Source organism: Phreatobacter stygius (assembly GCF_005144885.1).
Taxonomy (GTDB): domain Bacteria; phylum Pseudomonadota; class Alphaproteobacteria; order Rhizobiales; family Phreatobacteraceae; genus Phreatobacter; species Phreatobacter stygius.
The window spans coordinates 7,280,653-7,306,226 of sequence record NZ_CP039690.1; the positions used below are offsets into that span (position 1 = coordinate 7,280,653).

At 66.6% G+C, this 25,574-nt stretch carries 25 protein-coding genes; 11 read left to right on the forward strand and 14 right to left on the reverse strand.

Annotated features, from left to right (window positions below):
- Positions 1 to 15 precede the first annotated feature (15 nt).
- Positions 16 to 3,183, reverse strand: coding sequence for an efflux RND transporter permease subunit (locus E8M01_RS34540; RefSeq protein ID WP_136964317.1), 3,168 nt, complete (start codon positions 3,181 to 3,183; stop codon positions 16 to 18).
- Complete coding sequence (locus E8M01_RS34545; protein ID WP_136964318.1) at positions 3,177 to 3,407, reverse strand: hypothetical protein; 231 nt, start codon at positions 3,405 to 3,407, stop codon at positions 3,177 to 3,179. Before E8M01_RS34545 ends, E8M01_RS34540 begins: the two co-directional genes overlap by 7 nt.
- A 219-nt stretch (positions 3,408 to 3,626) precedes the next feature.
- Between E8M01_RS34545 and E8M01_RS34550 the strand changes: the two genes are divergently transcribed.
- Positions 3,627 to 4,241, forward strand: a complete 615-nt coding sequence (locus E8M01_RS34550) for a TetR/AcrR family transcriptional regulator (RefSeq protein WP_246088532.1) — start codon at positions 3,627 to 3,629, stop codon at positions 4,239 to 4,241.
- A 67-nt stretch (positions 4,242 to 4,308) separates the two neighbouring features.
- Here the strand turns inward: E8M01_RS34550 and E8M01_RS34555 are convergent, their stop codons facing one another.
- On the reverse strand, positions 4,309 to 5,763 hold the full coding sequence (locus E8M01_RS34555; RefSeq protein ID WP_246088533.1) for an NAD(P)H-hydrate dehydratase: 1,455 nt from the start codon (positions 5,761 to 5,763) through the stop codon (positions 4,309 to 4,311).
- Positions 5,764 to 6,127: 364 nt separating this feature from the next.
- On the opposite strand from E8M01_RS34555, the gene E8M01_RS34560 reads away from it, so the two are divergent.
- Positions 6,128 to 6,466, forward strand: coding sequence for a P-II family nitrogen regulator (locus tag E8M01_RS34560; protein WP_136964319.1), 339 nt, complete (start codon positions 6,128 to 6,130; stop codon positions 6,464 to 6,466).
- 95 nt (positions 6,467 to 6,561) lie between these two features.
- Positions 6,562 to 7,971 carry a type I glutamate--ammonia ligase gene (gene glnA / locus E8M01_RS34565; protein ID WP_136964320.1) on the forward strand — a complete coding sequence of 470 codons (1,410 nt, stop codon included), beginning with the start codon at positions 6,562 to 6,564 and terminating at the stop codon, positions 7,969 to 7,971.
- Positions 7,972 to 8,139: 168 nt separating this feature from the next.
- Here the strand turns inward: glnA and E8M01_RS34570 are convergent, their stop codons facing one another.
- Both E8M01_RS34570 and E8M01_RS34575 read right to left on the reverse strand, forming a co-directional pair.
- Positions 8,140 to 9,117, reverse strand: a complete 978-nt coding sequence (locus E8M01_RS34570; protein ID WP_136964321.1) for an endonuclease/exonuclease/phosphatase family protein — start codon at positions 9,115 to 9,117, stop codon at positions 8,140 to 8,142.
- A 117-nt stretch (positions 9,118 to 9,234) separates the two neighbouring features.
- Positions 9,235 to 9,447 (reverse strand): hypothetical protein, encoded by a 213-nt coding sequence (locus E8M01_RS34575; protein ID WP_136964322.1) that lies wholly within the window; start codon positions 9,445 to 9,447, stop codon positions 9,235 to 9,237.
- 234 nt (positions 9,448 to 9,681) lie between these two features.
- Here E8M01_RS34575 and E8M01_RS34580 point away from each other — a divergent pair, with 234 nt between their 5' ends.
- Complete coding sequence (locus E8M01_RS34580) at positions 9,682 to 11,730, forward strand: PhoX family protein (protein ID WP_136964323.1); 2,049 nt, start codon at positions 9,682 to 9,684, stop codon at positions 11,728 to 11,730.
- A gap of 15 nt (positions 11,731 to 11,745) precedes the next feature.
- Here E8M01_RS34580 and E8M01_RS34585 read toward each other — a convergent pair whose 3' ends face one another.
- Both E8M01_RS34585 and E8M01_RS34590 read right to left on the reverse strand, forming a co-directional pair.
- Positions 11,746 to 12,564, reverse strand: coding sequence for an alpha/beta hydrolase (locus tag E8M01_RS34585; RefSeq protein ID WP_136964324.1), 819 nt, complete (start codon positions 12,562 to 12,564; stop codon positions 11,746 to 11,748).
- Between the two features lie 18 nt (positions 12,565 to 12,582).
- Entirely contained in the window at positions 12,583 to 13,080 is a 498-nt protein-coding gene (locus E8M01_RS34590) for a molybdopterin-binding protein (RefSeq protein WP_136964325.1), read from the reverse strand.
- 150 nt (positions 13,081 to 13,230) lie between these two features.
- Between E8M01_RS34590 and E8M01_RS34595 the strand changes: the two genes are divergently transcribed.
- Positions 13,231 to 13,617, forward strand: a complete 387-nt coding sequence (locus tag E8M01_RS34595; RefSeq protein WP_136964326.1) for a VOC family protein — start codon at positions 13,231 to 13,233, stop codon at positions 13,615 to 13,617.
- Between the two features lie 134 nt (positions 13,618 to 13,751).
- Here the strand turns inward: E8M01_RS34595 and rpsI are convergent, their stop codons facing one another.
- From rpsI to E8M01_RS34610, 3 genes are all read right to left on the reverse strand, one after another.
- Positions 13,752 to 14,228 (reverse strand): 30S ribosomal protein S9, encoded by a 477-nt coding sequence (rpsI, locus tag E8M01_RS34600; protein WP_136964327.1) that lies wholly within the window; start codon positions 14,226 to 14,228, stop codon positions 13,752 to 13,754.
- A gap of 2 nt (positions 14,229 to 14,230) precedes the next feature.
- Entirely contained in the window at positions 14,231 to 14,692 is a 462-nt protein-coding gene (gene rplM, locus E8M01_RS34605) for a 50S ribosomal protein L13 (RefSeq protein ID WP_136964328.1), read from the reverse strand.
- Positions 14,693 to 14,877: 185 nt separating this feature from the next.
- A complete protein-coding gene (locus E8M01_RS34610; protein WP_136964329.1) occupies positions 14,878 to 15,318 on the reverse strand; it encodes a PaaI family thioesterase in 441 nt (146 codons plus the stop codon).
- A gap of 102 nt (positions 15,319 to 15,420) precedes the next feature.
- Here E8M01_RS34610 and E8M01_RS34615 point away from each other — a divergent pair, with 102 nt between their 5' ends.
- The 3 genes from E8M01_RS34615 (at position 15,421) to E8M01_RS34625 (ending at position 18,175) form a co-directional block, all read left to right on the forward strand.
- The gene (locus tag E8M01_RS34615) at positions 15,421 to 16,242 is read left to right on the forward strand and encodes an enoyl-CoA hydratase (RefSeq protein WP_136964973.1); all 822 of its coding nucleotides are present in this window, start codon (positions 15,421 to 15,423) and stop codon (positions 16,240 to 16,242) included.
- Positions 16,239 to 16,790 (forward strand): CoA-binding protein, encoded by a 552-nt coding sequence (locus tag E8M01_RS34620; RefSeq protein ID WP_136964330.1) that lies wholly within the window; start codon positions 16,239 to 16,241, stop codon positions 16,788 to 16,790. The genes E8M01_RS34615 and E8M01_RS34620 overlap by 4 nt, the downstream gene beginning before the upstream one ends.
- A gap of 101 nt (positions 16,791 to 16,891) precedes the next feature.
- On the forward strand, positions 16,892 to 18,175 hold the full coding sequence (locus E8M01_RS34625; RefSeq protein WP_136964331.1) for an O-acetylhomoserine aminocarboxypropyltransferase: 1,284 nt from the start codon (positions 16,892 to 16,894) through the stop codon (positions 18,173 to 18,175).
- A 246-nt stretch (positions 18,176 to 18,421) separates the two neighbouring features.
- On the opposite strand, the gene E8M01_RS34630 is transcribed toward E8M01_RS34625, so the two are convergent.
- The gene (locus tag E8M01_RS34630; protein ID WP_136964332.1) at positions 18,422 to 19,507 is read right to left on the reverse strand and encodes a COX15/CtaA family protein; all 1,086 of its coding nucleotides are present in this window, start codon (positions 19,505 to 19,507) and stop codon (positions 18,422 to 18,424) included.
- Between the two features lie 93 nt (positions 19,508 to 19,600).
- Here E8M01_RS34630 and E8M01_RS35220 point away from each other — a divergent pair, with 93 nt between their 5' ends.
- Positions 19,601 to 19,822 (forward strand): DUF2842 domain-containing protein, encoded by a 222-nt coding sequence (locus E8M01_RS35220; RefSeq protein WP_170182193.1) that lies wholly within the window; start codon positions 19,601 to 19,603, stop codon positions 19,820 to 19,822.
- Between the two features lie 38 nt (positions 19,823 to 19,860).
- Positions 19,861 to 20,724 (forward strand): pantoate--beta-alanine ligase, encoded by an 864-nt coding sequence (gene panC, locus E8M01_RS34640; RefSeq protein ID WP_136964334.1) that lies wholly within the window; start codon positions 19,861 to 19,863, stop codon positions 20,722 to 20,724.
- A gap of 259 nt (positions 20,725 to 20,983) precedes the next feature.
- Here panC and E8M01_RS34645 read toward each other — a convergent pair whose 3' ends face one another.
- The 3 genes from E8M01_RS34645 to E8M01_RS36035 are packed head-to-tail and all read right to left on the reverse strand — an operon-like array spanning position 20,984 to position 23,848.
- Positions 20,984 to 21,397: a DUF1489 family protein gene (locus E8M01_RS34645; protein ID WP_136964335.1), complete on the reverse strand. Its 414-nt coding sequence runs from the start codon at positions 21,395 to 21,397 to the stop codon at positions 20,984 to 20,986.
- Positions 21,398 to 21,443: 46 nt separating this feature from the next.
- Entirely contained in the window at positions 21,444 to 21,830 is a 387-nt protein-coding gene (locus tag E8M01_RS34650; protein ID WP_136964336.1) for a hypothetical protein, read from the reverse strand.
- Positions 21,827 to 23,848: an acetyl-CoA carboxylase biotin carboxylase subunit gene (locus E8M01_RS36035; RefSeq protein WP_136964337.1), complete on the reverse strand. Its 2,022-nt coding sequence runs from the start codon at positions 23,846 to 23,848 to the stop codon at positions 21,827 to 21,829. The genes E8M01_RS34650 and E8M01_RS36035 overlap by 4 nt, the downstream gene beginning before the upstream one ends.
- Positions 23,849 to 24,019: 171 nt before the next feature.
- On the opposite strand from E8M01_RS36035, the gene E8M01_RS34660 reads away from it, so the two are divergent.
- A complete protein-coding gene (locus tag E8M01_RS34660) occupies positions 24,020 to 25,417 on the forward strand; it encodes an amidase (protein ID WP_136964338.1) in 1,398 nt (465 codons plus the stop codon).
- Positions 25,418 to 25,574 lie beyond the last annotated feature (157 nt).

Below are 25,574 nucleotides of genomic sequence, written 5' to 3' on the forward strand. Positions count from 1 at the left end.
GTGCAGTTTCCCGTCTTATTCCGCGGCTTGTGGATGGCCGGCAGGCCCATGCGGAGTTGCCGGCGGCGCCGACACCGGATGTTGCAGGGCCTTTTCGCGCCACTGCTCGATCATCGCATAGAACACCGGCACGAATCCGAGGGTCAGGATGGTGGCGACCAGCATGCCGCCGAACACCGCCGTGCCCAGCGACTGGCGGCTGGCGGCACCGGCCCCGGTCGCCAGCATCAGCGGCACGACACCCAGGATGAAGGCGAAGGCGGTCATCAGGATCGGGCGAAGCCGGAGCCGCGCCGCCTCGGTCGCAGCATCGATGATGCTGAGCCCCTCTTCGCGGCGGCGCTTGGCGAATTCGACGATCAGGATGGCGTTCTTCGCCGCGAGGCCGATCAGCATGACGAAGCCGATCTGCGAATAGACGTCCAGTTGCAGGCCGCGCAGCCAGATCGCCAGCAGCGCGCCGAACAGGGCGAGCGGCACCGACAGCAGCACCATGAAAGGCATCGACCAGCTTTCATATTGCGCCGCCAGGATCAGGAAGACGAAGACGATGGCGAGAGCGAAGACGACCATCGCGATCGAGCCGGCCTTCAGCTCCTGGAAGGTGATGCCGGTCCACTCGTAGCCGAAGTCGCGCGGCAGCGCGACCGCCGCCGCCCGCTCCATCGCCTGCACCGCCTGGCCCGACGAGAAGCCGGGCGCCGCGCTGCCATTGATCAGGGCCGATCCGTAATTGTTGTAATGGGTCACGGTTTCCGGCCCGACCACCGGCCGGAGCGTGCCGAGCGTCGACAAGGGCACCATGGCGCCGGCGGCGTTGCGGACATAGAGGCGGGTCAGGTCGGCCGCCTCGGCGCGCGCGCCCTGATTGGCCTGCAGGGTGACGCGGAAGGTGCGGCCGAACAGGTTGAAGTCGTTGACGTAGAGCGACCCGAGATAGATCTGCAACGTGTTGAAGACGTCGGGCAGGTTGAGCCCGAGAAGCTTGGCCTTGTTGCGGTCGAGGTCGTAGCGGAACTGCGGCGTCGAGGTCGAAAACGTGCTGAACAGGGTTTGCGGATTGAGCTCGGGCTGCTTGCGCGCCTCCGCCAGCAGCGCCTGCATCGCCTCGTTCACGGCGGCCGCGCCGCGCCCGGACAGATCCTCGAGCTGGAATTCGAACCCGCCGGTTGCACCGAGCCCCTGGATGGAGGGCGGCTCGAAGGCGAGAACCAGCGCCTGCGGGACGCCGAACAGCTTGGGACGCACCCCATTGACGATGTCGGTGGCGCTGAGCCCGTGACCCCGCTCGTGCCACGGCTTGAGGATGGCGAACAGCACGCCGGAATTCGACTGCGCCGCGCCGGTGAGGAAGTTGAAGCCGCTGATCGACATCACCTTGTCGATGCCAGGCGTCGCCAGCAACGTCTGGCGCACCTGCTTCGACACGCTGTCGGTGCGCTCCAGCGACGCGCCGTCGGGCAACTGGACCACCGCGAAGAAATAGCCCTGGTCTTCGACCGGCAGGAAGGTCGAGGGAATCCGGGTCGAGATCAGATAGGTCGCGGCGCAGACGAGCGCGAACAGCACCAGCACCGCCCAGCGCAGCCTGACCAGCCCGTGCACCGACGCGGCATAGCCGTGCGACAGCCAGTGGAAGCCACCGTTGAACCACCGGTAGAGAACAAAATTGCTCGGTGGCCGGTGGCGCAGGAAGGCCGCCGCCAGGGCCGGGCTGAGCGTCAGTGAATTGAACGCGGAAATGCCCACCGAGATCGCCACCGTCAGCGCGAACTGGTTGTAGAGCTGGCCGGCGACGCCTGGAATGAAGGCGACCGGGATGAACACCGCCATCAGCACCGCGGTGGTGGCGACGATCGGTCCGGTCACTTCTTTCATGGCGATCTGGGCCGCTTCCAGCGGCGGATGCCCTGCTTCCAGCTGTCGTTCGACATTTTCGACCACCACGATGGCGTCGTCGACGACCAGGCCGATGGCCAGAACCATGCCCAGCATGCTGAGCATGTTGATCGAGAAGCCGAGCATCAGCATCACCACCAGGGTCGCGATCAGCGAGACCGGAATGGCAATGATCGGGATGATGGTGGTGCGCCAGTTCTGCAGGAAGATGAAGACCACCGCCACCACCAGCAGCAGCGCCTCGAGCAGCGTCTTCACGACGTCTTCCATCGCCGCGGCGACGAAACGTGTGGTGTCGTAGTGCAGGCCATATTCCACGCTTCGGGGAAAGCGCGCCTGCAGTTCCTTCATCTTCGCTTCGACATTGCGCTGCAACTGGAGCGAATTCGATCCCGGCGCCTGGAAGACGCCGAGAACCACGGTCGGCTGCTCGTTGTAGAAGGCGGTGGACGAATATTGCAGGGCGCCGAGTTCGATGCGCGCCACGTCGCGCAGACGCACCACCGAGCCCGCGGCTGCATTGGCGCGCACGACGATATTGCCGAATTCCTGCGGATCGCTGAGCCGCCCGGTGGCGTTGACCTGCATCTCGAAGGCCGTGCCCGATGGTGTCGGCGGCTGGCCGATCTTGCCGGCGGCGACCTGGACGTTCTGCTCGGCGACGGCCTGCTGGACGTCGACCGCGGTGATGCCGAGATTGGCGAGCTTGTCCGGATCGAGCCAGATGCGCATGGAATAGCGCCGCTCGCCGAAGATCAGCACGTCGCCGACGCCCGGCACCCGCTTCAGCGGGTCGACGATCTGCAGATAGGCGAAATTGCTCAGCGCGATCGGATCGACCGAGCCGTCCGACGAGGTCAGGTTGACGATCAGAACGAAATTCGGGTTCTGCTTGGTGATCGTCACGCCGCCCTGGTTGACGATGCCGGGAAGGGCTGAAGCCGCCTGGGACACGCGGTTCTGGACGTCGACCGCGGCGATCGCCAGGGGATAGCCGACGTCGAAGGTGACGGTGATGCGCGACGAGCCGTCGTTGGAGCTCGCCGACGACATATAGGTCATGCCGGTCACGCCGTTGATCGCCTGCTCGATCGGCGTGGTCACCGTGTCGGCGACGACCTGGGCGCTGGCGCCGGGATAATTGGCGCTGACCACCACCTGGGGCGGCGTGATGTTGGGAAACTGCGCCACCGGCAGCAGAAAATAGGCAATCGCGCCGGCCAGCACCATGATGATGGCGATCGACGATGCGAAGATCGGACGGTGGATGAAGAAGGTCACCATGGTCCGGCCCCTTTCCGGCGATCGATCGCCATGTCTGTCTCGGCAAGGGCGGCAGCACCGGAACGTCGCAAGCCGGGACCGGGGCGTTTCGCGCCGGCAGGATTGGCATCGGCGAGACTTGAAGTGCCGAGACTTGCCGAAAGCTTGGCCAGCATCGCCCTGAAGCGAGCCGGATCAACGCCATCGGCCCGCATGATCGCAAGGATCATCGGATCATCGAGCAATTGATCGACAGTCGGCTCCACGCAATGCGATGCCATTGGCCTTATCCTGCCGAAAACCGCTTACCCCCGCGCCCCGCCAAAACGCGTTCTCGGACCTCCGCCGGAGAGCGTCCGCTCCGCTCCCGCCAACGGCCCCTTGACCGGGGCATGTCCATATCAGATACTTACCGGTCAGTAACAGTCTGTATTTTTACGGACTGAGAAGGTTTAGAGTGCGCCATGTCGGATACGATCGTGCATCATGACGGGATGGACGGCACCGTCGCATTGCGCCCCCGCGAACGGATCGTCGCGACCGCGCGTGACCTGTTCCGTCGTCATGGCATCAGGGCCGTCGGCGTCGACGCCATCGCCGAGGCTGCCCGGACCAACAAGATGACGCTCTATCGGCATTTCCGCTCGAAGGACGAGCTCATCGTCGAATGCATGCAGCGCGCCGTCGACGAGTCCAACCTGTGGTGGGACCAGTTCGACGCCGAACATCCCGACGACCCGCTGGGCCAGATCAAGGCCTGGATCGAGCGTGGCGCCGAATGTATCGGAGCCGACGAACGTGGCTGCGAGATGGCGACCGCGGCGATCGACCTCGCCGCCGACGATCATCCGGCGCGGCGGGTGATCGAGGCCGGCAAGAAATTGCATCGCGACCGCTTCGTCGACCTGTGCGTCAGGGCCGGCCTGGTCAAGCCCGAGCTCGTCGCCGACACCCTGTGGCTGCTGCTCGAGGGCGCCAGGATCAGCCGCCAGAGCGCCGGCGCCGAGGGACCGAGCGCCCATTTCAAGCGCATGGCCGAGGCGATGATCACCGCCGCCGGCGGCGGGCGCGCCGGCTGAGCCAGGTCGCACCCGGTCGTCGCCTGCCCCGAGCCGCCCCGCCATTGCCGGCCGCGCCACCCCGGACTCACTCCGCCGCGCGCAGCGCCTTCAGGACCCCGGGCAAGACCTCCGGCAGGTCCTCGGCGATCAATCCGATGCCCGCCGCAAGCCCTGCCTCGCCATGCAGCCAGACGCCGGCCGCCGCCGCCTCGAAAGCCGGCATGCGGGCCGCGAGCAGGCCGGTGACGATGCCGGCCAAGACGTCGCCGGATCCGGCGGTGGCCAGCCAGGGCGGCGCATTGGCGGCGATCGCCGCGCGTCCATCGGGCGCCGCGACCACCGTGTCCGGCCCCTTGAGCACCACCACGGCGCCGGCCCGTGCGGCGGCGCTGCGGGCCGCTTCGAGCTTCGAGCCGGCCTGATCCGGCCCGAACAGCCGGCCGAACTCGCCGGCATGGGGCGTCAGCACCACCGGCCGCTCGGCCCAGGCCTTGATGCCGGCGAACAGCTTGTCGGCCTCGCCGGCAAAACTCGTCAGCGCATCGGCGTCGAGCACGGTGGCGGCCCCGCTCGCCAGCGCCTCGGCGACGAGGCCCCGCGTGGCCTCGCCGAGGCCCAGCGCCGGGCCGAGGCAGACCGCATTGCGGCGCTGGTCGGCGAGGATCTCGCTCAAGCCGGTGACCCCGTCCATGCGCATCAGCATGATGGCGGTCAGATGGGCGGCATTGACGCTGAGCGCTTCCGGCGGCGAGGCGAGCGTGACGAGCCCTGCCCCGGCCCTCAGCGCACCGCGCGCCGCAAGCCGCGCGGCGCCGGTCTGGGTCAGCCCGCCGGATACCACCACGGCATGGCCGCGGTCATATTTATGGGCGGCGATGCGCGGAAACGGAAACAGGCCGCGCCACAAGGCGGGTTCGTTGACGAAAGTCTTCGGTCCGATCGCCTGCAGCACGTCATCGGAAATGCCGATATCGGCGACCCGTATGGTGCCGCAATGAAGCCGCCCCGGCAGCAGCAGGTGGCCGGGCTTGCGCCGGTAGAAGGTGACCGTCTCATGGGCCTTGACCGCGGCGCCGCGCGGCTGGCCGGTGGCCCCATCGATGCCCGAGGGAATGTCGACCGCGACCACCCGGCAGGCGGAAGCGTTCAGCCGCGCGATCAGCTCGGCCGCGGCGCCGCCGATGTCGCGTGACAGGCCCGCGCCATAAAGCGCGTCGACCACGATCCCGGCCGACGCGTCGGACCATTCCGACAAGGGCTCGATCGGCCCCTGCCACTCGGCGAAGGCGGCGGCGGCATCGGCCGCGCGGCTGTCCGGCGGGGCGTCGGCGAAGACCGTCAGGCGATAGCCGCGATGCCGCAGGATGCGCGCAACGACATAACCGTCGCCGCCATTGTTGCCGGGCCCGCAGATGACCGCGACCCGGCCGCCCAGCGGCGCCGAACGCGACACCGCATCGGCCACCGCCAGACCGGCGCGCGCCATCAGCACCTGGCCCGACGGCCCGGCGGCGATCGTCAGCCGGTCGGCTTCGGCCATTTCTATTGGCGTTAGGAGTGCGGGCATGGTCAAAAGACTGGTCAGAAGGGGCCGGCAACGTCAACTCGCGCGCTCGAAAGCAACAATTGGCCTGAAATTGCATAAAAAATATGCAAACAAGAACAATGCACCCTTACGTCGCCAGCGCTCGACATGACTTGTCTGCCTCTATTTTAAGCAATATGCCTATTTTCGGATCACTTCGAGAGCAGCATGCCTTGCCTATCCCGCCAAGACGGCATGCGGCCCTTGAAATCACGTGCCTTTTCTATTCGGGCAGCTCTGGCACGCCTCCTGCAAGCCCGCGAAATGGTCTGAGCGTCGGCACCATCCGCCGGCTCACGGGCCATAGGAGCAGACCGGAATGAAGAAGATCGAGGCGATCATCAAGCCGTTCAAACTCGATGAGGTGAAGGAAGCCCTTCAGGAGGTCGGTCTCCAGGGCATCACCGTCACCGAGGCGAAGGGCTTCGGGCGTCAGAAGGGCCATACCGAGCTCTATCGCGGTGCCGAATATGTCGTTGACTTCCTCCCCAAGGTGAAAATCGAGATCGTGATGCCGGATGAGATGGTCGAAAAAGCCATCGAAGCGATCCGTCGCGCCGCCCAGACGGGCCGTATCGGCGACGGCAAGATCTTCGTGTCGACCATCGAGGAAGCGATCCGTATCCGCACCGGCGAATCCGGCCTCGACGCCATCTGATCCCGGCTGCCAATTCCAAATTCGGCGGCCAACCCTGCTTTCGGCGGCAATAGCCGCCGTTTTGACTGAACGTGCAAACCACAAAGGAAGCACCAATGACGACTGCCAAGGACGTTCTGAAACTGATCAAGGAAAACGACGTGAAATACGTCGATCTCCGCTTTACCGACCCGCGGGGCAAGTGGCAGCACGTCACCTTTGACATCACCATGATCGACGAAGAGATCTTCGCCGAGGGCACGATGTTCGACGGTTCGTCGATCGCCGGCTGGAAGGCGATCAATGAGTCGGACATGCTGCTCATGCTCGACCCGTCGACCGCGGTCGTCGATCCGTTCTTCGCCGAGACCACGCTGTCGATCGTCTGCGACGTGCTCGAGCCGACCACCGGCGAGCCCTATGGCCGCGACCCGCGCGGCATGGCCAAGAAGGCCGAGGCCTATCTGAAGTCGACCAAGATCGGCGACACCATCTTCGTCGGCCCGGAAGCCGAGTTCTTCGTGTTCGACGACGTGAAGTTCTCGTCCGAGCCCTATCACATGGGCTTCAAGGTCGATTCCAGCGAGCTGCCGACCAATTCCTACACCGACTACGAGGGCGGCAACCTCGGCCACCGCGTCCGCACCAAGGGCGGCTATTTCCCGGTTCCGCCGGTCGACAGCCTGCAGGACATGCGCGGCGAAATGCTCGCCTCCATGGCCAAGATGGGCGTGAAGGTCGAGAAGCACCACCATGAGGTCGCTTCCGCCCAGCACGAGCTCGGCATGAAGTTCGACACCATGACCCACATGGCCGACCAGATGCAGGTCTACAAGTACTGCATCCATCAGGTCGCCAATATCTATGGCAAGAGCGCCACCTTCATGCCGAAGCCGGTGTTCGGCGACAACGGCTCGGGCATGCACGTGCACCAGTCGATCTGGAAGGGCGGCAAGCCTTTGTTTGCCGGCAACAAATATGCCGACCTCAGCCAGGAATGCCTGTGGTACATCGGCGGCATCATCAAGCACGCCAAGTCGCTGAACGCCTTCACCAATCCGTCGACCAATTCCTACAAGCGCCTGGTCCCGGGTTATGAAGCCCCGGTTCTGCTCGCCTATTCGGCGCGCAACCGTTCGGCCTCCTGCCGTATTCCGTGGACGTCCAACCCGAAGGCCAAGCGCGTCGAGGTTCGTTTCCCCGATCCGACCGCCAACCCCTATCTGGCGTTTGCGGCGATGCTGATGGCCGGCCTCGACGGCATCATCAACAAGATCGATCCGGGCGCCGCCATGGACAAGGATCTCTACGACCTGCCGCCGAAGGAACTGAAGAAGATCCCGACGGTTTGCGGTTCGCTGCGCGAAGCGCTGGCCAGCCTCGACAAGGACCGCAACTACCTGAAGGCCGGCGGCGTGTTCAACGACGACTTCATCGACAGCTATATCGAGCTGAAGATGACCGAGGTGATGCGTTTCGAAATGGCGCCGCACCCGATCGAATACGACATGTATTACTCGGCCTGAGGCCTCATCCGGGGCGGACGATCACTCGTTCGCCCCGTGCTCCGGCAGGCAATGGCATTCCGGACCCAAGACGGTTCCGGCGCCAGGCTTCCTCCAAGCCGCCTGCCATGTAGCGGTCGCCTTCCAGAAACGGGCGCGCGAGCGCCCGTTTTTGTATGCGCGCGAGCCTCAGCGCAAGCCGAAGCGGGCGATGACCGGGAAATGGTCCGAGCCGAGATCCGGGCCGCGCGCCACCTGCAGCGGCGTGAGGTCGCGCCCGGCGAAGATGTGATCGATCGCCAGGAACGGCCGCGGCGGATGCAGGCCGAAGACGCCGCGCCGGGTCGGAAAGCTCATCAGGCCGTGGGTCGCACGCGCCAGCGGCAGCACCGCCGCCAGCCGCCGGAAGGCAAACGAGCCGGGGGCCGAATTGAAGTCGCCGGCGACAAGCAGGCGCTGCGGCCGCGATGACGCCAGATAGTCTTGCGCCAGCCAGTCGAACTGGATGGGCTGGCCAATGCCGGCCGGCTGCGGCCAGCCGAAATGGACGCCGACCACGCGCAACGGGTCCCTGCCCGGCAGCTGGACCGTCGCGGCGATCAGGTCGGGGCGGGTCCTCGCGCCCTTGTCGAAGAGCGGCCGCACCAGCTCGGGCTCGGACAGCGGATAGCGCGACAGCAGGGCCAGCGCGCCGTCCGGAGCATGGACATGCGGCAGGATGCGCGCCAGCTCCGCCACGGCCTTGCGGCCGCCAAGGCCGACCTCCTGCAGAACGATGACGTCGATGCCTTCATCCCTCACCCAGGCGGCGAGCCGCTCGGACGAAGTATGGTGTTTCAGCATGTTGTAGGTGGCGACCGTGACGGTGGTCGCCGCCGGCCCAGGCATTGCGGCGAGCGCCGCCGGTGGCCTGATATGTTCGGGGACGACAATGCGCCCCTGGGTAACCAGCACGATGGCCGAAAGCACCACCGCGACGAGGCCGGCCCGGCGCCGGATCAGCAGGGCGGCCGGAACCAGGACCGCCAGCGCCGCGAGCAGGATCAGCGGCCGGAAATGATTGATGATGTCGAGCGGGGCATGGAACGCGCCGAATTCACCGGCCAGCGTCAGGCCAAACAGGCCGATGGCGCCAAGCGCCAGCAGCAGCCCGAAGAGATCGGCCAAGACAGACAGGCCAGAAAAGACCGGGAACCGTGTTGTCATGCCTCCGTTGAAGCGGCCGCTCGCGGCTCATTCATGGCCGGATCGCGTCGAGACCCGGCCGCGCCGCTCGAGGTCGGTTCACAGCACCAGGAAAGCGACGGCGAGCGCGCCGGTGATGGCCCAGGCGCCGATCCGGCCGAAGGTCCAGGCCGAGGCGATCTCGTCGCCCGGCAGAACCAGCCGCGTTTCCTCCGGATCGATGCAGCCGAGCGCCAGGCCTGCGCGCTCCGCGGTACGCATCAGCCTGGCAAGGTCCGCCTCGACTGTCTGGAACCCGAGAACCCGATCCATGACCCACTCCCAACGCAACACATACCCACCGTTGATGAGTATAGCTTGAAGCCCGTAAACGAGGCCTTTCGCTTCTGTTGGCCCCATCGCATAGCCAGCCCGCGTGTCCAGTCGATGACGCGGCGACGGCCAGAATGGGACGAAATGTTTCAACGGTTCCGGCGAAGCTGCGTCAGTCACCGGCTTGTCGCCGATCCCATGCAAATTTGAGGGTGACCCATTCTGGAGCAAGCCATGATCGACAAAACCAGCGCAAACGACAGCCTGGCCGCCCAGGCCGACGCTTTGGCGGAAACCCCGCTCAACCGCTCGCAGCAGGCCGAGGAGGCCGAGAACGCCGGCACCAATCTCTCGGATAATCCGACCATCGGCGACATCATTGCGGTGCGCTTCAACCGGCGCGACCTGATGAAGGGCATTCTCGGCGTCGGCGCGATCACCGCCACCGTCTCGCCGCTGGCGCTCGCCGTGGCCGAGGCCGCCGGCGCCAACACCACGCCCTCCTTCGCCTTCAACGAATTGTCGTCGGCCCCGACCGACCGGGCCGAGGTCGCCGCGGGTTATGACGCCAATGTGCTGATCCGCTGGGGCGACCCGGTGCTGCCGGGCGCGCCGGCTTTCGACCCGCGGAACCAGACGGGGGCGGCTCAAAGCCGGCAGTTCGGCTACAACAACGACTATCTCGGCTATATCCCCCTGCCCGGCGCGGCCAATCCGTCCCGCCATGGCCTGCTCTGCGTCAATCACGAATATACCAATGAGGAGCTGATGTTCCCCGGCATCGGCGTGCAGGACGCCCGCGCCGCGCAGCGCGGCGGCATACCCTTCGCCAAGATGACCGCGGAACTCGCCAGCATCGAGATGATGGCCCATGGCGGCTCGGTCCTGGAAATCCGCCGCGACGGCGAACATTGGGCGGTGGTTGCCGACAGCCGCTACGCCCGGCGCATCACCGCCGAGACCGAGATGGAGATCACCGGACCGGCCGCCGGCCATCCGCGCATGCGCACCGGTTATGATCCCGAGGGCCGCAAGGTGCGCGGCATGATCAACAATTGTGCCGGCGGCCGCACGCCCTGGGGCACCTGGGTGACCTGCGAGGAGAACGTCAACGGCTATTTCTCCGGCACGCTCGGCGAGGACCATCCGGAATACCGCAACTACCGCCGCATGGGCATTCCCGGCCGCTGGCAGAACTGGGCCGACTATCACCAGCGCTTCGACGTCAACAAGGAGCCGAACGAGGCCAACCGCTTCGGCTGGGTGGTCGAGATCGACCCGTTCGATCCCAATTCCGTGCCGAAGAAGCGCACCGCGATCGGCCGCTTCAAGCACGAGGGTGCCGCCGGCATCACCGCCCGCGACGGCCAATATGTCATCTATGCCGGCGACGACGAGCGCTTCGACTACGTCTACAAATTCGTCACCGCGGGCAAGGTCTCGGGCAATCGCGCCGAGGACATGAACCTCTTGGAGACCGGCACGCTGCATGTCGCACGCTACAATGTCGACGGCACCGGCGACTGGCTGCCGCTGGTCCATGGCCAGGGCCCGCTGACCGCCGAAAACGGCTTTGCCTCCCAGGCCGACGTGGTGATCGAGGCGCGGCGCGCCTCCGACCTGCTCGGCGCCACCCGCATGGACCGCCCCGAGGATGTCGAGGCCAATCCGAAGACCGACAAGGTCTATGTCATGCTGACCAACAACATCAGACGCACCGGCGACCAGGTGAACGCCGCCAATCCGCGCTCCGACAACCGTTTCGGCCACATCGTCGAGATGTTGCCCGAGGGCCGCGACCACGCCGCCTTGAAGTTCACCTGGGACATCCTGGTGCGCTGCGGCGATCCGTCGGTGGCCGCCGTCGGCGCCACCTTCAACGCCAACACCACCAAGGACGGCTGGTTCGGCATGCCCGACAATTGCGCCATCGATTCCGAGGGGCGGCTGTGGGTTGCCACCGACGGCAACATGCCGTCCAAGACCGGCCGCAATGACGGCATCTGGGCGATGGAGACCGAGGGTCCGGCGCGCGGCACCTCGAAACTGTTCTTCAAGGTGCCGATGGGCGCGGAAATGTGCGGGCCGGAATTTACCCCCGACGGCGAGACCTTCTTCGTCGCCATCCAGCATCCCGGCGAAGCCGACGACGAGAACCCGCGCGCCGAACCGGCAACCTTCGAGAACCCGTCGACCCGCTGGCCCGACTTCAAGCCGGACATGCCGCCGCGCCCGGCGATCGTGGCGATCACCAAAAAGGGCGGCGGCAAGATCGCGGTTTGAACGATCGCGGTCTGATCAGACAAGCGACAGCGCGGCGCGGGTGAGCAAACCATCCGCGCCGCGCAATTCGTCGAGCACCGAGAAGTGATCGGCGCCGGCAACCGCGATCAACGGACCTGGCGCGCCGGCGCGCTGACGCGCGGCATGAAAGCCGACGGAATTGGCCACCAGTTGGGGCAGTTCCTCGCCGCCATAGGCGATGGCGAGCGGCTTCATCACCGCCGGCCGGCGCATCGGCGAGAGATCGGCGACCTCGATCATGGTCAGCTTCAGCTTCTCGTCGAGATAGGTGTCGCACAGCGGCGCCAGTTCGAACACGCCTGAAATGGCCAGGCCCGCGGCAACGGCGGGGTGGTCGAGCGCCAGCGCCGCCAGATGCCCGCCGGCCGACCAGCCCGAGACGATGAGCGGCCCGCCGACGCCCTGCGCCGGCCCCTCATCCGCCAGCCAGTCGAGCGCTGCCCCACATTCGGCCACGATGTCGCTGAGCGATGCCTCCGGCGCCAGCGTGTAGCCCGGGATCGCCACCGACCAGCCATGCGCCGCCACGCCCTCGCCCAGCACCGCGAACATCTCGCGGGAATTCCTCTGCCAATAGCCGCCGTGGAAATAGACAAGACAGGGCGCCTGCGGGTCATGGCCGGGAAACAGGTCGAGCCTGGTCCGTTCGCGCCGGCCGAAGGGCAGGTCCATGGTGGCCGGGTGACGGGCGCGGATGTCAGCCGATTGCCGGGTCCAGACGGCGAATTTTTCGGTCCATGACGGCACCGCCGCACCGTTGTTATAGGCCGCGTCGCGTTCGGCTTGAGGCACGGGCGAGACGTCGATCGGCATGCGAAACTCCTCAGACCGTCAGCGCGGCAGTTCGATCAGGAGCTCGGCGACATCCCTGACGTGGCGGGGGCCGGGCCTGAGATCGGCGAAGGCGCGCAGACTGAAGACGCCCTCGCGCGCGCTGTTCGGCCGGCCGTTCTCGCCGGTGATGACGAAGACGCGCCGGCCGCCCGACGTGTTGAACAATTCGCCCCAGCTGAAGCTGGCGCGATAGCCGTCGCGCGCCACCACGATGACGGTTGCCGCCCGCACGCCGTGCCGGTCGAGCCGCTCGATGCCGTTCGCCTCCAGCAGTTTGGCCAGTTCGACGCCGCGATAGACGATGTCGATGCGCTCGCGCCCGGTCGGCGTGGTCACCTCGCGGCTGTCGATCACCTCCGATGTGCCGAGCTTTTCGAGCGTGGCGAGGTCGAGCGTCACCGCCGCGTCCGGCAGCCCGCGAATGGTCAGCGTCTGGGCCTGGACCGCCGCCGGCAGCGCCAGCGACACGAGGATGAACAGGAGAAATCGCCGCATTGCGATCAGGCTCCGAACCAGGGAACAATGCGCCGCGTCGCGCGCTTGATGAGCCAATGCCGGCCCGGCGGGGCGCCGATGGCGTGCAGGATCATGCCGGACGGCGGTTCCGCCGACAAGGAAACAGGCAAGGGAACAAGGAACACCATCATGTCAGCCAAGCCGTTTCAGCCAGCCGATCATTCCACCGTCTCCGCCTATATGATGGCCAGCGATGCCCGGCAGGTCATCGATTTCATTGCCGATGTCTTCGACGGCAAGACGCTGATGCGCATTGCCCGCGACGACGGCAGCGTCATGCATTCTTCCATCGGCATCGGCGATTCGGTCGTCATGATCGCCGACGCCACGAAGGACTACCCCGCCTTCCCGGTCTGGCTGCATGTCTATGTGGCCGATGTCGACGCCACCTATCGGACCGCTCTGGCCAAGGGCGCGACCTCGGTCCAGGAGCCCTCGGCCAAGGGCGACGGCGACCGCCGCGGCGGCTTCATGGACCCGATCGGCAATACCTGGTGGATCGCCACGCCGGAGTGAGGGCGAAGTCCGGCGCCCTGCCCGCCGGTCGGCCGGCTGTTCGAGCGCCAGCCCGGTCGCTCTCACCGCGCCATAAAGAAAAAGCCGGGCGCGAGGCCCGGCTTTTCCAAATCCTTGAGGTCTGAAAGACCCGATCAGCGCTTCGAGAACTGGAAGCTGCGGCGGGCTTTGGCCTTGCCGTACTTCTTGCGCTCGACCACGCGGCTGTCGCGGGTCAGGAAGCCTTCCTTCTTGAGCACGCCGCGCAGGTCCGGCTCGTAAAGCGTCAGAGCCTTGGAAATGCCGTGGCGCACCGCGCCGGCCTGGCCCGAAAGTCCGCCGCCGGCCACCGTCACGTTGATGTCGTACTGGGTGTCGCGGTTGGCGAGCACCAGCGGCTGCTTGAGGATCATGCGCAGCACGGGGCGTGCGAAATAGACCTCGAGCGAACGCTCGTTGACGGTGATCGTGCCCTTGCCCGGCTTGACCCAGACGCGGGCGACCGCGTTCTTGCGCTTGCCGGTGGCATAGGCGCGGCCCTGCTTGTCGAGCTTCTGGACATGCTTCGGCGCCTCGGAGGCAGCCGGCTTGAGGGACGCGAGGCCCTCGAGAGACGAAACGGTCTCGGCCATCGTCAGATCCTCACATTCTTCGAGTTCATGACGCCGACGTCGAGCGTGACCGGCGACTGCGCCTCATGCGGGTGCTTGTCGCCGCCATAGACGCGCAGGTTCGACATCTGCTGGCGACCGAGGGGACCGCGCGGAATCATGCGCTCGACGGCCTTCTCGATGATCCGCTCCGGGAAACGGCCGTCGCGGATGGTCTTGGCGATCCGCTCCTTGATGCCGCCGGGATAACCGGTGTGGTGGTAGTAGGCCTTCTGGTCCCACTTGCGGCCGGTGAGCACCACCTTCTCCGCATTGATGATGATGATATTGTCACCGCAATCGACATGGGGGGTGTAGCTGGCCTTGTGCTTGCCGCGCAGGCGCATCGCCACGATCGTCGCGAGGCGGCCCACAACCAGGCCTTTCGCGTCGATCAGGACCCACTTCTTGTCGACCTCGGCCGGCTTGGCCACGTAGGTCTTCATGATGGTCTCATCCGAACAAGAGGAAATTCGAACGCCGGGACACGAGATCCCGGCGCGATGGGCAAGGCTATAAGCGAGGCGGCGCAGCGCGTCAATGCGCGATCCTGGCAATTTATTGAGCTATTTCAACTGTTTATAAAAATGGTATTTCAATACCTTTGATTTAAGCGCGAAATTGCAAGCGCTTAGCCGTCGGACCGTTCCTGCGGGATGGCGTAGGTGCCGGTGACATGGGCGACCATCTCCGCGTCGCCCTCCGAATAGATCGCAACCTCGCCGACCGCCAGCCGGCGGCCGAGCCGCATCAGCTTGGTCTCGGCGATCAGGTCGCGCGGCGCGGGCTTGCGCAGGAAGTTGATGTTGAGATTGGTGGTCACCGCCATGGCCACCGGCCCGACGGAGGCGAGGATGGCGACATAGAGCCCGACATCGGCGAGCGTCATCATGGTCGGGCCGGAGATCGTGCCACCGGGCCTGAGATGGCGCTCGTCGAAACGGCAGCGCATGACGCATTCGCGATAGCCGAGCGAAACGATCGTATAGAGGCTGTCGGCGGTGAACACCTGCGGGAAGTCGCGCGCCAGGAAGGCGTCCAGCTGCGGGATGGACATGACGGCATGGGACATCGACGTTTCTGCTCCGGCAGGGCTGCCGACCGGCAGCTCTCTTGAAGCCGGAACGATAGCGGGCCAATTTGAGCCTGGCACCCCCGCGAAAGGCAGATGGTCATGAATGCTCCCGCGCCCCAGCCTCTCGAGGCGACGACCATCCTCGAACGCCACGACGAAGGCGGCGTCACCACGCTGACGCTGAACGATCCCACGAGCCGCAACAGCCTGTCGGAGGCCATGCTGACGGCCTTGTCCGAGGCGCTGAAGGCGATCGCGGCGGATCGTTCGGTGCGCGCCGTGGTGCTCGCCGCCAAGGGGCCGGTCTTTTCCTCGGGCCATAATCTCAAGGAAATGACGGCGCGGCGCGCCGACGCCGATCGCGGCCGCGCCTATTTCACCGACATTCTGGATCGCTGCTCGGCTGTCATGCAGCAGATCGTCACCCTGCCCCAGCCGGTCGTCGCGGCGGTTCAGGCCACGGCGACCGCCGCCGGCTGCCAGCTCGTGGCGAGCTGCGATCTCGCGGTCGCCTCGAGCGCCGCGCGCTTCTGCACGCCCGGCGTCAATTTCGGGCTGTTCTGCTCGACCCCGATGGTGGCGCTGTCGCGCAACGTGACGCGCAAGCACGCCATGGAAATGCTGCTGCTCGGCGAGCTCGTCAGCGCCGATGAGGCGTTTCGCATGGGTCTGGTCAACCGGGTCGTCCCGCCGGGCGAGGAGCTCGGCGCGGCCCAGGTTTTCGCGCGCGTCATCGCGTCGAAATCCACGCTCACCGTCAAGATCGGCAAAAAGGCCTTCTACGAACAGCTGGAAATGGGCCTCGCCGACGCCTATCGACATGCCAGCGCCGTCATGGTCGACAACATGCTGGCCCGCGACGCCGAAGAAGGCATCGGTGCGCTCCTCGGCAAGCGCCAGCCGCGCTGGGAGGACAAGTGAATCACGATGACTATTCCAATGGCTATATCCGCGGCATCCTGTCGTCGGTGAAGGTCATCGCCATGGTCGGCGCCTCGGCCAACGAGGTCCGGCCGAGCTATTTCGTGCTGAAATACCTGCTTGACCGCGGCTATCGCGTCCATCCGGTCAACCCTGTTCTCGCCGGCCGGGAGATCCTCGGCCGCACCGTCTACGGTTCGCTGGCCGACGTGCCCGGGGCCATCGACATGGTCGACATCTTCCGCAATGCGGAGGCTGCCGGCGCGGTCGTCGACGAGGCGCTGAAGCTCGAGCCGAAACCCCAGGTCATCTGGATGCAGCTGACCGTGCGCAACGACGCGGCCGCGGCGCGCGCCGAAGCGGCCGGCCTGAAGGTGGTGATGAACCGCTGCCCGAAGATCGAGCTTGGCCGGCTGTCGTCGGAGATCGCCTGGATGGGCGTCAATTCACGCACCCTCTCGTCCAAGCGCGCGCCGCAACTGAAACAGGGCAAATTCCAGAAGCTCGGCCTCAGGCCAACCTTCGGCGGCTCCGGCGGGGACGAGTGATCTTCCCCACTTCGCCTTGACGCCTTCGCCCATCGTTCGATAAATCGAACGCAACGTTCGTCATTCGCGCCAGATCAAGGCCGACCCTCCAGGAGGAAACCATGTCCGACCGCATTCCCGGCTTCTCGACCTTGGCCGTCCACGCCGGCGCCCAGCCCGATCCGACCACCGGCGCCCGGGCGACGCCGATCTACCAGACGACCTCCTTCGTCTTCGACGATGTCGACCACGCCGCCTCGCTGTTCGGGCTGCAGGCCTTCGGCAATATCTATACCCGCATCGGCAACCCGACCAATGCGGTGCTCGAAGAGCGTGTCGCCGCGCTCGAAGGCGGCACCGCCGCGCTCGCGGTCGCATCGGGCCATGCCGCCGAATTCCTGGTCATGCATGCACTGTTGCAGCCGGGCGACGATTTCGTCGCCTCCAAGAAGCTCTATGGCGGCTCGATCAACCAGTTCAACCATTCCTACAAGAATTTCGGCTGGAACGTGATCTGGGCCGACCAGGACGACCTGGCGGCCTTCGAGGTGGCGATCACGCCGAAGACCAAGGCGATCTTCATCGAGAGCATCGCCAATCCGGCCGGCAATATCACCGACATCGCGGCGATTTCGGCGATCGCCCGCAAAGCCGGCGTGCCCCTGATCGTCGACAACACGCTGGCCTCGCCCTACCTGATCCGCCCGTTCGAGCACGGCGCCGACATCATCGTCCATTCCGCCACCAAGTTCCTCGGCGGCCACGGCAATTCCATTGGCGGGCTGATCGTCGACGGCGGCACTTTCGACTGGTCAAAGGGCGGCCGCTATCCCATGCTGTCGGCGCCGCGCCCGGAATATGGCGGCATCGTCCTGCACGAGACCTTCGGCAATTTCGCCTTCGCCATTGCCTGCCGGGTGCTCGGCCTGCGCGATCTCGGGCCGGCCCTGTCGCCGTTCAATGCCTTCATGATCCTGACCGGCATCGAGACCTTGCCCCTGCGCATGGACAAGCATTGCCAGAACACCGTCAAGGTCGCCGACTGGCTCACCAAGCACCCGAAGATCGCCTGGGTCAGCTATCCCGGCCTGCCCGGCGACAAGCAGCATGGGCTCGCCCAGAAATATTGCCCGCGCGGCGCCGGCGCGGTGTTCACCTTCGGCCTCAAGGGCGGCTTCGAGGCCGGCGTCAAGCTGGTCTCCGAGGTCAAGCTGTTCTCGCACCTGGCCAATGTCGGCGACACCCGCTCGCTGATCATTCACCCGGCTTCCACCACCCACAAGCAATTGTCGGATGATCAGAAGACCCAGGCCGGCGCCGGCCCGGAAGTGGTGCGCCTGTCGATCGGCATCGAGGATGCCGCCGACATCATCGCCGACCTCGAGGAATCGCTGCGGGCGGTGTGATCGGGGCCGACGTCGGCGCGAAGCGGTGGCCGGTTGAGACGGCTGGCCATCCACCACATCCAAATGCGTCGCACTTGAACCTCTACGTCGCCCCCGGGCGAGCGGAGCGAACGGAAGGGGGTCCAGGAGCTGCAGGGCACGACCTTATCCCAGCGAAACCACCTCCCCGATATGCCGGTGAGCGCCGACGAGGCCGCCCTGGACCCCCTTCCCTCGCTTCGCTCGCCGGGGGTGACGTAGAACAGATCAAGCCGCGGAAAGAACCTGCGCCGCGGGCTGCTCCGGCATACGCGGCGCCCGCGTCAGGCCGTGGACATGGGCAACCACATGGCCGAGCACCAGGACCGCGAAGGCCTGGTGCAGCAGGCCGGCCCAGAGCGGCACGACCAGCACCAGCGCGGTGATGCCGATGATCGCCTGGGCCGTCACCAGGCCGAGTTGCACCACCGCGCCCTTGGCGAAGCCGGTGCCGCGCGCGCTCAGCATGTGCCAGATCGCCAGGGCAAACAGCGCATAGGCGCCGAGCCGGTGGTTGAACTGGGTCAGCGCCAGCGAATCGACGAAGGCCTCCAGCGTGCTCGGCTTGTCGAACAGTTGCTCAAGCGGCGGCACCAGGGCGCCGTCCATCAGCGGCCAGTCGTTGAAGCGCATGCCGGCGTCATTGCCGGCGACCAGCGCGCCCAGCATGATCTGCACGAACAGCAGCACCAGGATGGCGATGCCGCCGGCCCGCAGCCTGACCGGCGCCGGCGACCGTTCGCGCTGGGCCCCGAGGCCGAGCGCCACCCAGATCAGCGCGGCGAAGATCACGCAGGCGAGCGTCAGGTGGAACATCAGCTTGAGCGGCGCCACCGCCACCATACCCGGATTGAGGCCGGAGGCGACCATCAGCCAGCCGACCAGGCCCTGCAGGCCGATCATCAGGCCGATGCCGAAGGTGACCGCCGCAAGCCGGCCCTTCAGCCAGCCCTTGGCGACGAAGAACAGCCAGGGCAGCAGCATGGCGGCGCCGATCAGCCGGCCGAGCAGCCGATGCGCCCATTCCCACCAGTAGATGAACTGGAAGTTGCCAAGGCTCATGCCGCGATTGATCGCGTCATATTGCGGGCTGGCCCGGTATTTGGCGAATTCGACGAGCCATTGGTCATGGCTGAGTGGCGGGATCGCGCCCATCAGCGGCCGCCATTCGGTGATCGACAGCCCGGAATCGGTCAGCCGCGTCGCGCCGCCCACCACCACCATGGCAAACACCAGGACGGCGATGACGAAGAGCCAGAGGCGCACCGCGCGGTCATGGCCATCGGGGGCGGAAACGGTTTGGCCTGCCGGCATGCGGCGATCCCTTGGGCTTGTGATGGACGGTCCGGGAGAGATATAGACCGCGCCGGTGCCCGACAAGGCGGCATCCTGTCCTGGACAAGACCCATGCATGTACGCACCCGCAAGCTCATCGGCACCTTCATCCTGCTGGCCTGGGTGGTGTTCTATGCGCTGCTGGTCATGGCGATCATGTACAACGCCGCCCGCAGGTTCGGCCCCGTGGGCGAGCCGGTCTTCTACGCCCTTGCCGGCATCGGCTGGATCCCGGTCGCCATGCTGGTCGTCTGGTGGATGGCGAAACCCGGTCCGGACGACGACACTGCCTGAGCACTGAAATCCGTCCCGATCCGCTGCGAGGAATGCCCATGACATCAACCATGCCGGTCGTCGTCCGCACCGTCGCCGATCTGCGCGCGCGGGTCGCAGGCTATCGCGCCGCCGGGGAAAGGATAGCGCTGGTGCCGACCATGGGCGCCCTGCATGCCGGCCACGTCTCACTGGTCGAGGCGGCCAAAGCCGAGGCGGCGCGGGTCGTGGTGTCGATCTTCGTCAACCCGACGCAGTTCGCCCCGACCGAGGATTTCTCCAAATATCCTAGGACCTTCGAGGCGGATCTTGAGAAGCTTTCCGAGGTCGGCGCCGAGGTGGTCTATGCGCCGACCGTCGATGTCATGTACCCGCAAGGCTTCGCCACCAGCATCACGCTGACGGGCCCTGCCGCGGCCGGGCTCGACGACATCGCGCGGCCGCACCATTTCGGCGGCGTCGCCACCATCGTCGCCAAGCTGTTCACCCAATGCGGGCCGGATCTGGCGATCTTCGGCGAGAAGGATTTTCAGCAACTGGCGGTGGTCCGCCGCATGGCCGTCGATCTCGATCTCGGCGTCGATGTCCGGGGCGCGCCGACCATTCGCGAGGCCGACGGCCTCGCCATGTCCTCGCGCAATGTCTATCTGAGCGCCGAGGATCGCGCCAAGGCACCGCTGCTGCACCAGGTCATGCAAGCTGCGGCAAGCGCCATCCGCGCTGGCGGCGCGATCGAGACCGCCAGGATCGATGGCGCGATGGCGAGCGGCCGGCAGGCCATCACGGCCGCTGGTTTCAGCCTCGACTATCTCGAATGCCGCGCCGCCGACGATCTCGGCGCGCCGCGATCCGGCGCACCGCTGCGCCTCCTGGTCGCGGCCCGGATCGGCGCCACCAGGCTGATCGACAATATCGCGGTGTGATGGGGTCGCATGACGTCTGCCTCGCAGACTACGTCATCCCCGGCCGAGCGAAGCGAGGGGAAGGGGATCCAGGGGTTGAAGGGCAGTGTCCACGACGCTGCGAAATCATCGGGCGGGATCATCCGCCTCTCGGGTTTTTGCGCTGAAAGCGCGGCCTGTCGACTCCTGGGTCCCCTTCCCTCGCTTCGCTCGCCGGGGATGACGTAATGTATTCTCCGGCCGTCGTTCTGCCCGGCGTCATCAGCACCGCAACGCCCCCCTACAACAACCCGAGCTCGGTCAGCTGCTTGGCCAGTTCCTGCGGCATGCCCTTGGTCGCGCCGCTCGACATGTCGGGCGGCGCGTCGCTGGCCGGGAAATAGCGCCAGCCCTGGAACGGCCCGCGCCGGCGTGGCTGCACCCTGACGATCACCGGCTCGAGCAGCAGGTCGCAGCGCGAAATGCCCTCGCTGTCGGTGAACGGCCGGAGGCCCAGGAGCTTCTGGCGGCACAGGATGGTGCCCTTGATCACCCAGTAGAGCGAGCCTTCGCCGATCAGCTCATCGGCGCGCTTGGGCTGCATGCGCGTGGTGTGGACCTGCTCGCCATAGGTCTTCATGCGCCGGTCGACCCATTCCTGCAGGTCCTCGACCGATTCCGCGCCGACGCAGAGCTTGATGAGATGCAGAGCCATGGCGCCATCCTAGCGCGAAGCACGTCGCCGGCCCAAGGCCGCCGGTTCAGCGGCTGGGGATAAATGGCAGCGGCCGCAACGCCAGCGCCATGCACAGATTGGTGCGCCAGACCGGGCCGTCGCGCACCGCGGCGAGGATCACCCGCTGGGCCACCCGGAAATCGACCCCGCAGGCCGCCGGACTGTCCGGCGTCAGCACGACGATCGAAGTCACCGGCAGGCCTTTTTCCTGGCGGCTGACATCGATGGTCGCCTGGTGCTGGCCGCGCGCCACCCGGGTCACCACCGCAACCGTGCCTTCGACCAGCACGTCGGCACGCGCCACCACGTCCTCGCGCGACCAGGGATAGCACTGGCAGGCCTCGGCCGGACCGGCCAGCAGCGTCAGCGCGGCCGCCGCGGCGACCGCGAGCCTCGCGGCCGAGCCGCTCATGCGGCTTGCTCCGCCGCCGCCTCGATGGTGGCGACCGCTGCGCCCTCGCCCACCTGATCGCCGGCGACAACCATCACCGCGGTCACCGTGCCGTCGCTTGGCGCGACCAGCGTATGTTCCATCTTCATGGCCTCGATCACCGCGATCCGGTCGCCCTTGGCGACCTGCTGGCCCGGCTCGACCAGAACGGCCACCACCTTGCCATGCATCGGCGCCTTGACCGCGCCGCCGCCGTCGAGATGGTCGAGATCGACATCAAAGGGGTCGAACCGGCGCACATCGGTCTGGCGGCCGTTGCGGACGACGAACAGGCCGTCCCGGGTCGGGGTGAAGGTCGGCTCGGCGCCGACATCGCCATGGTCGTGCAGGCTGCTGCTCTCGCCGCCGCCGAACACCACGCGAACACCGGACGGGCCGGCGGCGCCAGCCCGCGGCGCGGTCCAGACCAGATCGACCTGAACGCGCTCGCCATCGACGATCAGCGGCATGGCCACCCGCCTGGGGGCGCCGAGCTGGAAGCCGTCGCTGACGCCCCAGGGCGAGGCCGGCTCGCTGGAGCGCGTCTCGGCGCGCCATTGCAGGTCGCCGCTGATCCCCTCGAGCAATTTCAGCGCGGCGAGCCGGATGGTTTCCGGGTCGGCCGGCCGCGGCACGGCGCCCAGCGCCTCCAGGTTGCGGTCGATGAAGCCGGTGTCGAAATGGCCGGAGCGGAAGCCGGGCGCCTCGGTCAGCGCCTTCAGGAAAGCGAGATTGGTGCGTGGGCCGGCCACCACCGTGCCGCCGAGCGCCTGGCCGAGCCGGTCCAGCGCCTCGTCGCGGGTCTCGCCAAAAGCGATCACCTTGGCGATCATCGGATCGTAGAAAGGCGAAACCTCGGCGCCTTCCTGGACGCCGGTATCGACGCGCACGCCTTCGCCGTCGCCGAAGCTCAGCCGGTGCAGCGTGCCGGTCGACGGCAGGAAGCCCTTTTCCGGGTCCTCGGCATAAAGCCTGGCTTCGACCGCATGGCCGTGGATCTGCAACTCGTCCTGCAACAGCGGCAGCCGCTCGCCCGAGGCGACCCGCAACTGCCATTCGACCAGGTCCTGGCCGGTGATCGCCTCGGTCACGGGATGCTCGACCTGCAGGCGGGTGTTCATTTCCATGAAATAGAACTTGTCGGGCTGCAGGCCGTTGGAGCCGTCGGCAATGAACTCGACCGTGCCGGCGCCGACATAACCGACCGCCTTGGCGGCCTCGACCGCGGCGCGGCCCATGGCCTCGCGCATGGCCGGCGGCATGTCGGGGGCTGGAGCCTCCTCGATCACCTTCTGGTGGCGGCGCTGCAGCGAGCAGTCGCGCTCGAACAGGTGCACGACATTGCCCTGGATATCGCCGAACACCTGGATCTCGATATGGCGCGGCGACTGCACATATTTTTCGATCAGCACGCGCGGATCGCCGAACGAGCTTGCCGCCTCGCGCTGGGCCGAAGCCAGGGCCTCGTCGAAATCGACCAGCTTCTCGACCTTTTTCATGCCCTTGCCGCCGCCGCCGGCGACCGCCTTGATCAGCACGGGATAGCCGATCTCATAGGCTTTCTCTTTGAGGAATTTCGGGTCCTGCATGGCGCCGTGATAGCCAGGCACGACCGGCACGCCGGCCTTCTGCATCAGCGTCTTAGCGCCGTCCTTCAGGCCCATGGCGCGGATGGCGCTGGCCGGCGGGCCAACGAACACGATGCCGGCCTCGGCGCAGGCGTCGGCGAATTCGGCGCGCTCCGACAGGAAACCGTAGCCCGGATGGATCGCCTCGGCGCCGGCTTGCCTGGCAACGGCAATGATCTTGTCGATGACCAGATAGCTGTCGCGCGCCGGCGCCGGGCCGATCGCATAGGCCTCATCCGCCATGCGCACATGCATCGCGCCTGCGTCCGCTTCCGAATAGACCGCGATCGTGCGCAAACCCAGCCGCCGCGCCGTCTTGATGACGCGGACGGCGATTTCGCCGCGATTGGCGATGAGCACGGAAGACAGCATCTCGAAAACCTCGAACCGGCACTGATTTGGCCGTCGAATTTAGCGGTTCTGGCGGCGAAGGCCAGCACTCCGAACGGCCGGCGGGATTCTCCCGCATGGCTTGCCCGCAAGCGCGCCCTTGCGGAGACGGGCGGCGGCGGACGATGCTGCGGCAACCTTCCGGAGCCATCAATGACTGCCTTGCCTGACCTGTCGACCGCCCAGCTCGCCACCGCCTATCGCGCCAGGACTTTGTCACCGGTGGAGGTGACCAAGGCGGTGCTCGCCCGCATCGCGGCCTGCGAGCCGAAGATCAACGCCATGTACATCGTCTCGGCCGACCAGGCGCTGCTGGCCGCCGGCGCCGCCGAGAAGCGCTTCGCCAAGGGCGAGCCGCTGTCGGCCATCGACGGCGTGCCGGTGACGGTCAAGGAGAACATGGCGACCGAGGGCGATCCTTGCCCGGTCGGCGTGCCGATCGCCGACATGACGCCGCGCCCGGCCGATTCGCCGGTGCCCGCGCGGCTGCGCGAAGCCGGCGCGGTGATCACCGGCAAGACCACCATGCCGGATTACGGCATGCTGTCGGCCGGCCTGTCGTCGCTGCATGGCGTCACCCGCAATCCCTGGAACCTCGCCAAGAACACCGCCGGCTCGTCGTCGGGCGCCGGTGCGGCCGGCGCCGCCGGTTATGGCCCCTTGCATATCGGCACCGATATCGGCGGTTCGGTCCGCCTGCCCGCCGCCCATTGCGGCTTGTTCGGGTTGAAGCCATCGCTCGGCCGGGTGCCGATCCATCCGCCCTTCCTCGGCCGCGTCGCCGGTCCGATGACCCGCACCGTCGCGGATTCGGCCATGCTGATGACCGTGATCTCGCGGCCCGACCCGCGCGACTTCATGGACCTGCCTTATGATCCCGTCGACTATGCCGACAGGCTGGATGGCTTGCCGGTCAAGGGCCTCAGGATCGGCCTCTTGACCGAAATGCCGGCCGGGCTGAAGGCCGATCCGGCGATCGTCGAGGCGGTGCGAGCGGCAGCCAAAGCACTCGCCGGGCAAGGCGCCGAGGTCGAGGAGCTCAAGGGCTTCCTGACCAAAGAGATGCTCGACGGCATGTGCCGCTTCTTCGAGGCACGTTCCTATTCCGACATCGTCGACCTGCCCGAGGCCAGGAAACAGCAATTGCTGCCCTATATCGTGGAATGGGCGACCTGGCGGGCCAAGTCCTTTACCGGCACCGACGTGATGCGCGCCTATACCGCCGTCCACGCCATGCGCGAGGCGAGCGTCAAGGCGACCCAGCCCTATGATTTCGTGCTGTCGCCGGTGACCTGTCCGGTGAGCTATGCGGCGGAGGCCCATTCGCCGACCGACGACCCGCATAGCGCGCTGGAGCACATCCCCTTCACGGTCGCCTCCAACATGAGCGAGCAGCCGGCGGCGAGCGTCAACTGGACGTTCCACACCGACGGCATGCCTGTTGGCGTCCAGGTCATCGGCCGGCGCTTCGACGACACCGGCGTGATGCGGCTGAGCCGCGTGCTGGAACAGCTCCGGCCGCAGCAGCGCGAGTGGCCGGTGCTGGGGTGAAAGGCCGGGGCGCCCTTTCCGGAGGGCGCCCGGGGACCGAGGATGAGCGCTGGAACCTCTGCGTCTCCCCCGGCGAGCCCGAGCAGAAGCCCTTGCTCCTGCGGAGGCGAGGGAAGGGGGTCCAGGAGTTGCAGAACACCGCCAGTGACGCAGCGAA

Coding starts and splice junctions, on each gene's coding strand:
- E8M01_RS34560 (WP_136964319.1), top strand. CDS start 6,128: ATGAAGAAGATCGAGGCGATCATCAAGCCGTTCAAACTCGATGAGGTG.
- E8M01_RS34615 (WP_136964973.1), top strand. CDS start 15,421: ATGAATGCTCCCGCGCCCCAGCCTCTCGAGGCGACGACCATCCTCGAA.
- E8M01_RS34580 (WP_136964323.1), top strand. CDS start 9,682: ATGATCGACAAAACCAGCGCAAACGACAGCCTGGCCGCCCAGGCCGAC.
- E8M01_RS34575 (WP_136964322.1), bottom strand. CDS start 9,447: ATGGATCGGGTTCTCGGGTTCCAGACAGTCGAGGCGGACCTTGCCAGG.
- E8M01_RS36035 (WP_136964337.1), bottom strand. CDS start 23,848: ATGCTGTCTTCCGTGCTCATCGCCAATCGCGGCGAAATCGCCGTCCGC.
- E8M01_RS34590 (WP_136964325.1), bottom strand. CDS start 13,080: ATGCGGCGATTTCTCCTGTTCATCCTCGTGTCGCTGGCGCTGCCGGCG.
- E8M01_RS34660 (WP_136964338.1), top strand. CDS start 24,020: ATGACTGCCTTGCCTGACCTGTCGACCGCCCAGCTCGCCACCGCCTAT.
- E8M01_RS34555 (WP_246088533.1), bottom strand. CDS start 5,763: ATGGCCGAAGCCGACCGGCTGACGATCGCCGCCGGGCCGTCGGGCCAG.
- E8M01_RS34610 (WP_136964329.1), bottom strand. CDS start 15,318: ATGTCCCATGCCGTCATGTCCATCCCGCAGCTGGACGCCTTCCTGGCG.
- E8M01_RS35220 (WP_170182193.1), top strand. CDS start 19,601: ATGCATGTACGCACCCGCAAGCTCATCGGCACCTTCATCCTGCTGGCC.
- E8M01_RS34650 (WP_136964336.1), bottom strand. CDS start 21,830: ATGAGCGGCTCGGCCGCGAGGCTCGCGGTCGCCGCGGCGGCCGCGCTG.
- glnA (WP_136964320.1), top strand. CDS start 6,562: ATGACGACTGCCAAGGACGTTCTGAAACTGATCAAGGAAAACGACGTG.
- E8M01_RS34595 (WP_136964326.1), top strand. CDS start 13,231: ATGTCAGCCAAGCCGTTTCAGCCAGCCGATCATTCCACCGTCTCCGCC.
- E8M01_RS34630 (WP_136964332.1), bottom strand. CDS start 19,507: ATGCCGGCAGGCCAAACCGTTTCCGCCCCCGATGGCCATGACCGCGCG.
- rpsI (WP_136964327.1), bottom strand. CDS start 14,228: ATGGCCGAGACCGTTTCGTCTCTCGAGGGCCTCGCGTCCCTCAAGCCG.
- E8M01_RS34550 (WP_246088532.1), top strand. CDS start 3,627: ATGTCGGATACGATCGTGCATCATGACGGGATGGACGGCACCGTCGCA.
- E8M01_RS34585 (WP_136964324.1), bottom strand. CDS start 12,564: ATGCCGATCGACGTCTCGCCCGTGCCTCAAGCCGAACGCGACGCGGCC.
- panC (WP_136964334.1), top strand. CDS start 19,861: ATGACATCAACCATGCCGGTCGTCGTCCGCACCGTCGCCGATCTGCGC.
- E8M01_RS34645 (WP_136964335.1), bottom strand. CDS start 21,397: ATGGCTCTGCATCTCATCAAGCTCTGCGTCGGCGCGGAATCGGTCGAG.
- E8M01_RS34625 (WP_136964331.1), top strand. CDS start 16,892: ATGTCCGACCGCATTCCCGGCTTCTCGACCTTGGCCGTCCACGCCGGC.
- rplM (WP_136964328.1), bottom strand. CDS start 14,692: ATGAAGACCTACGTGGCCAAGCCGGCCGAGGTCGACAAGAAGTGGGTC.
- E8M01_RS34540 (WP_136964317.1), bottom strand. CDS start 3,183: ATGGTGACCTTCTTCATCCACCGTCCGATCTTCGCATCGTCGATCGCC.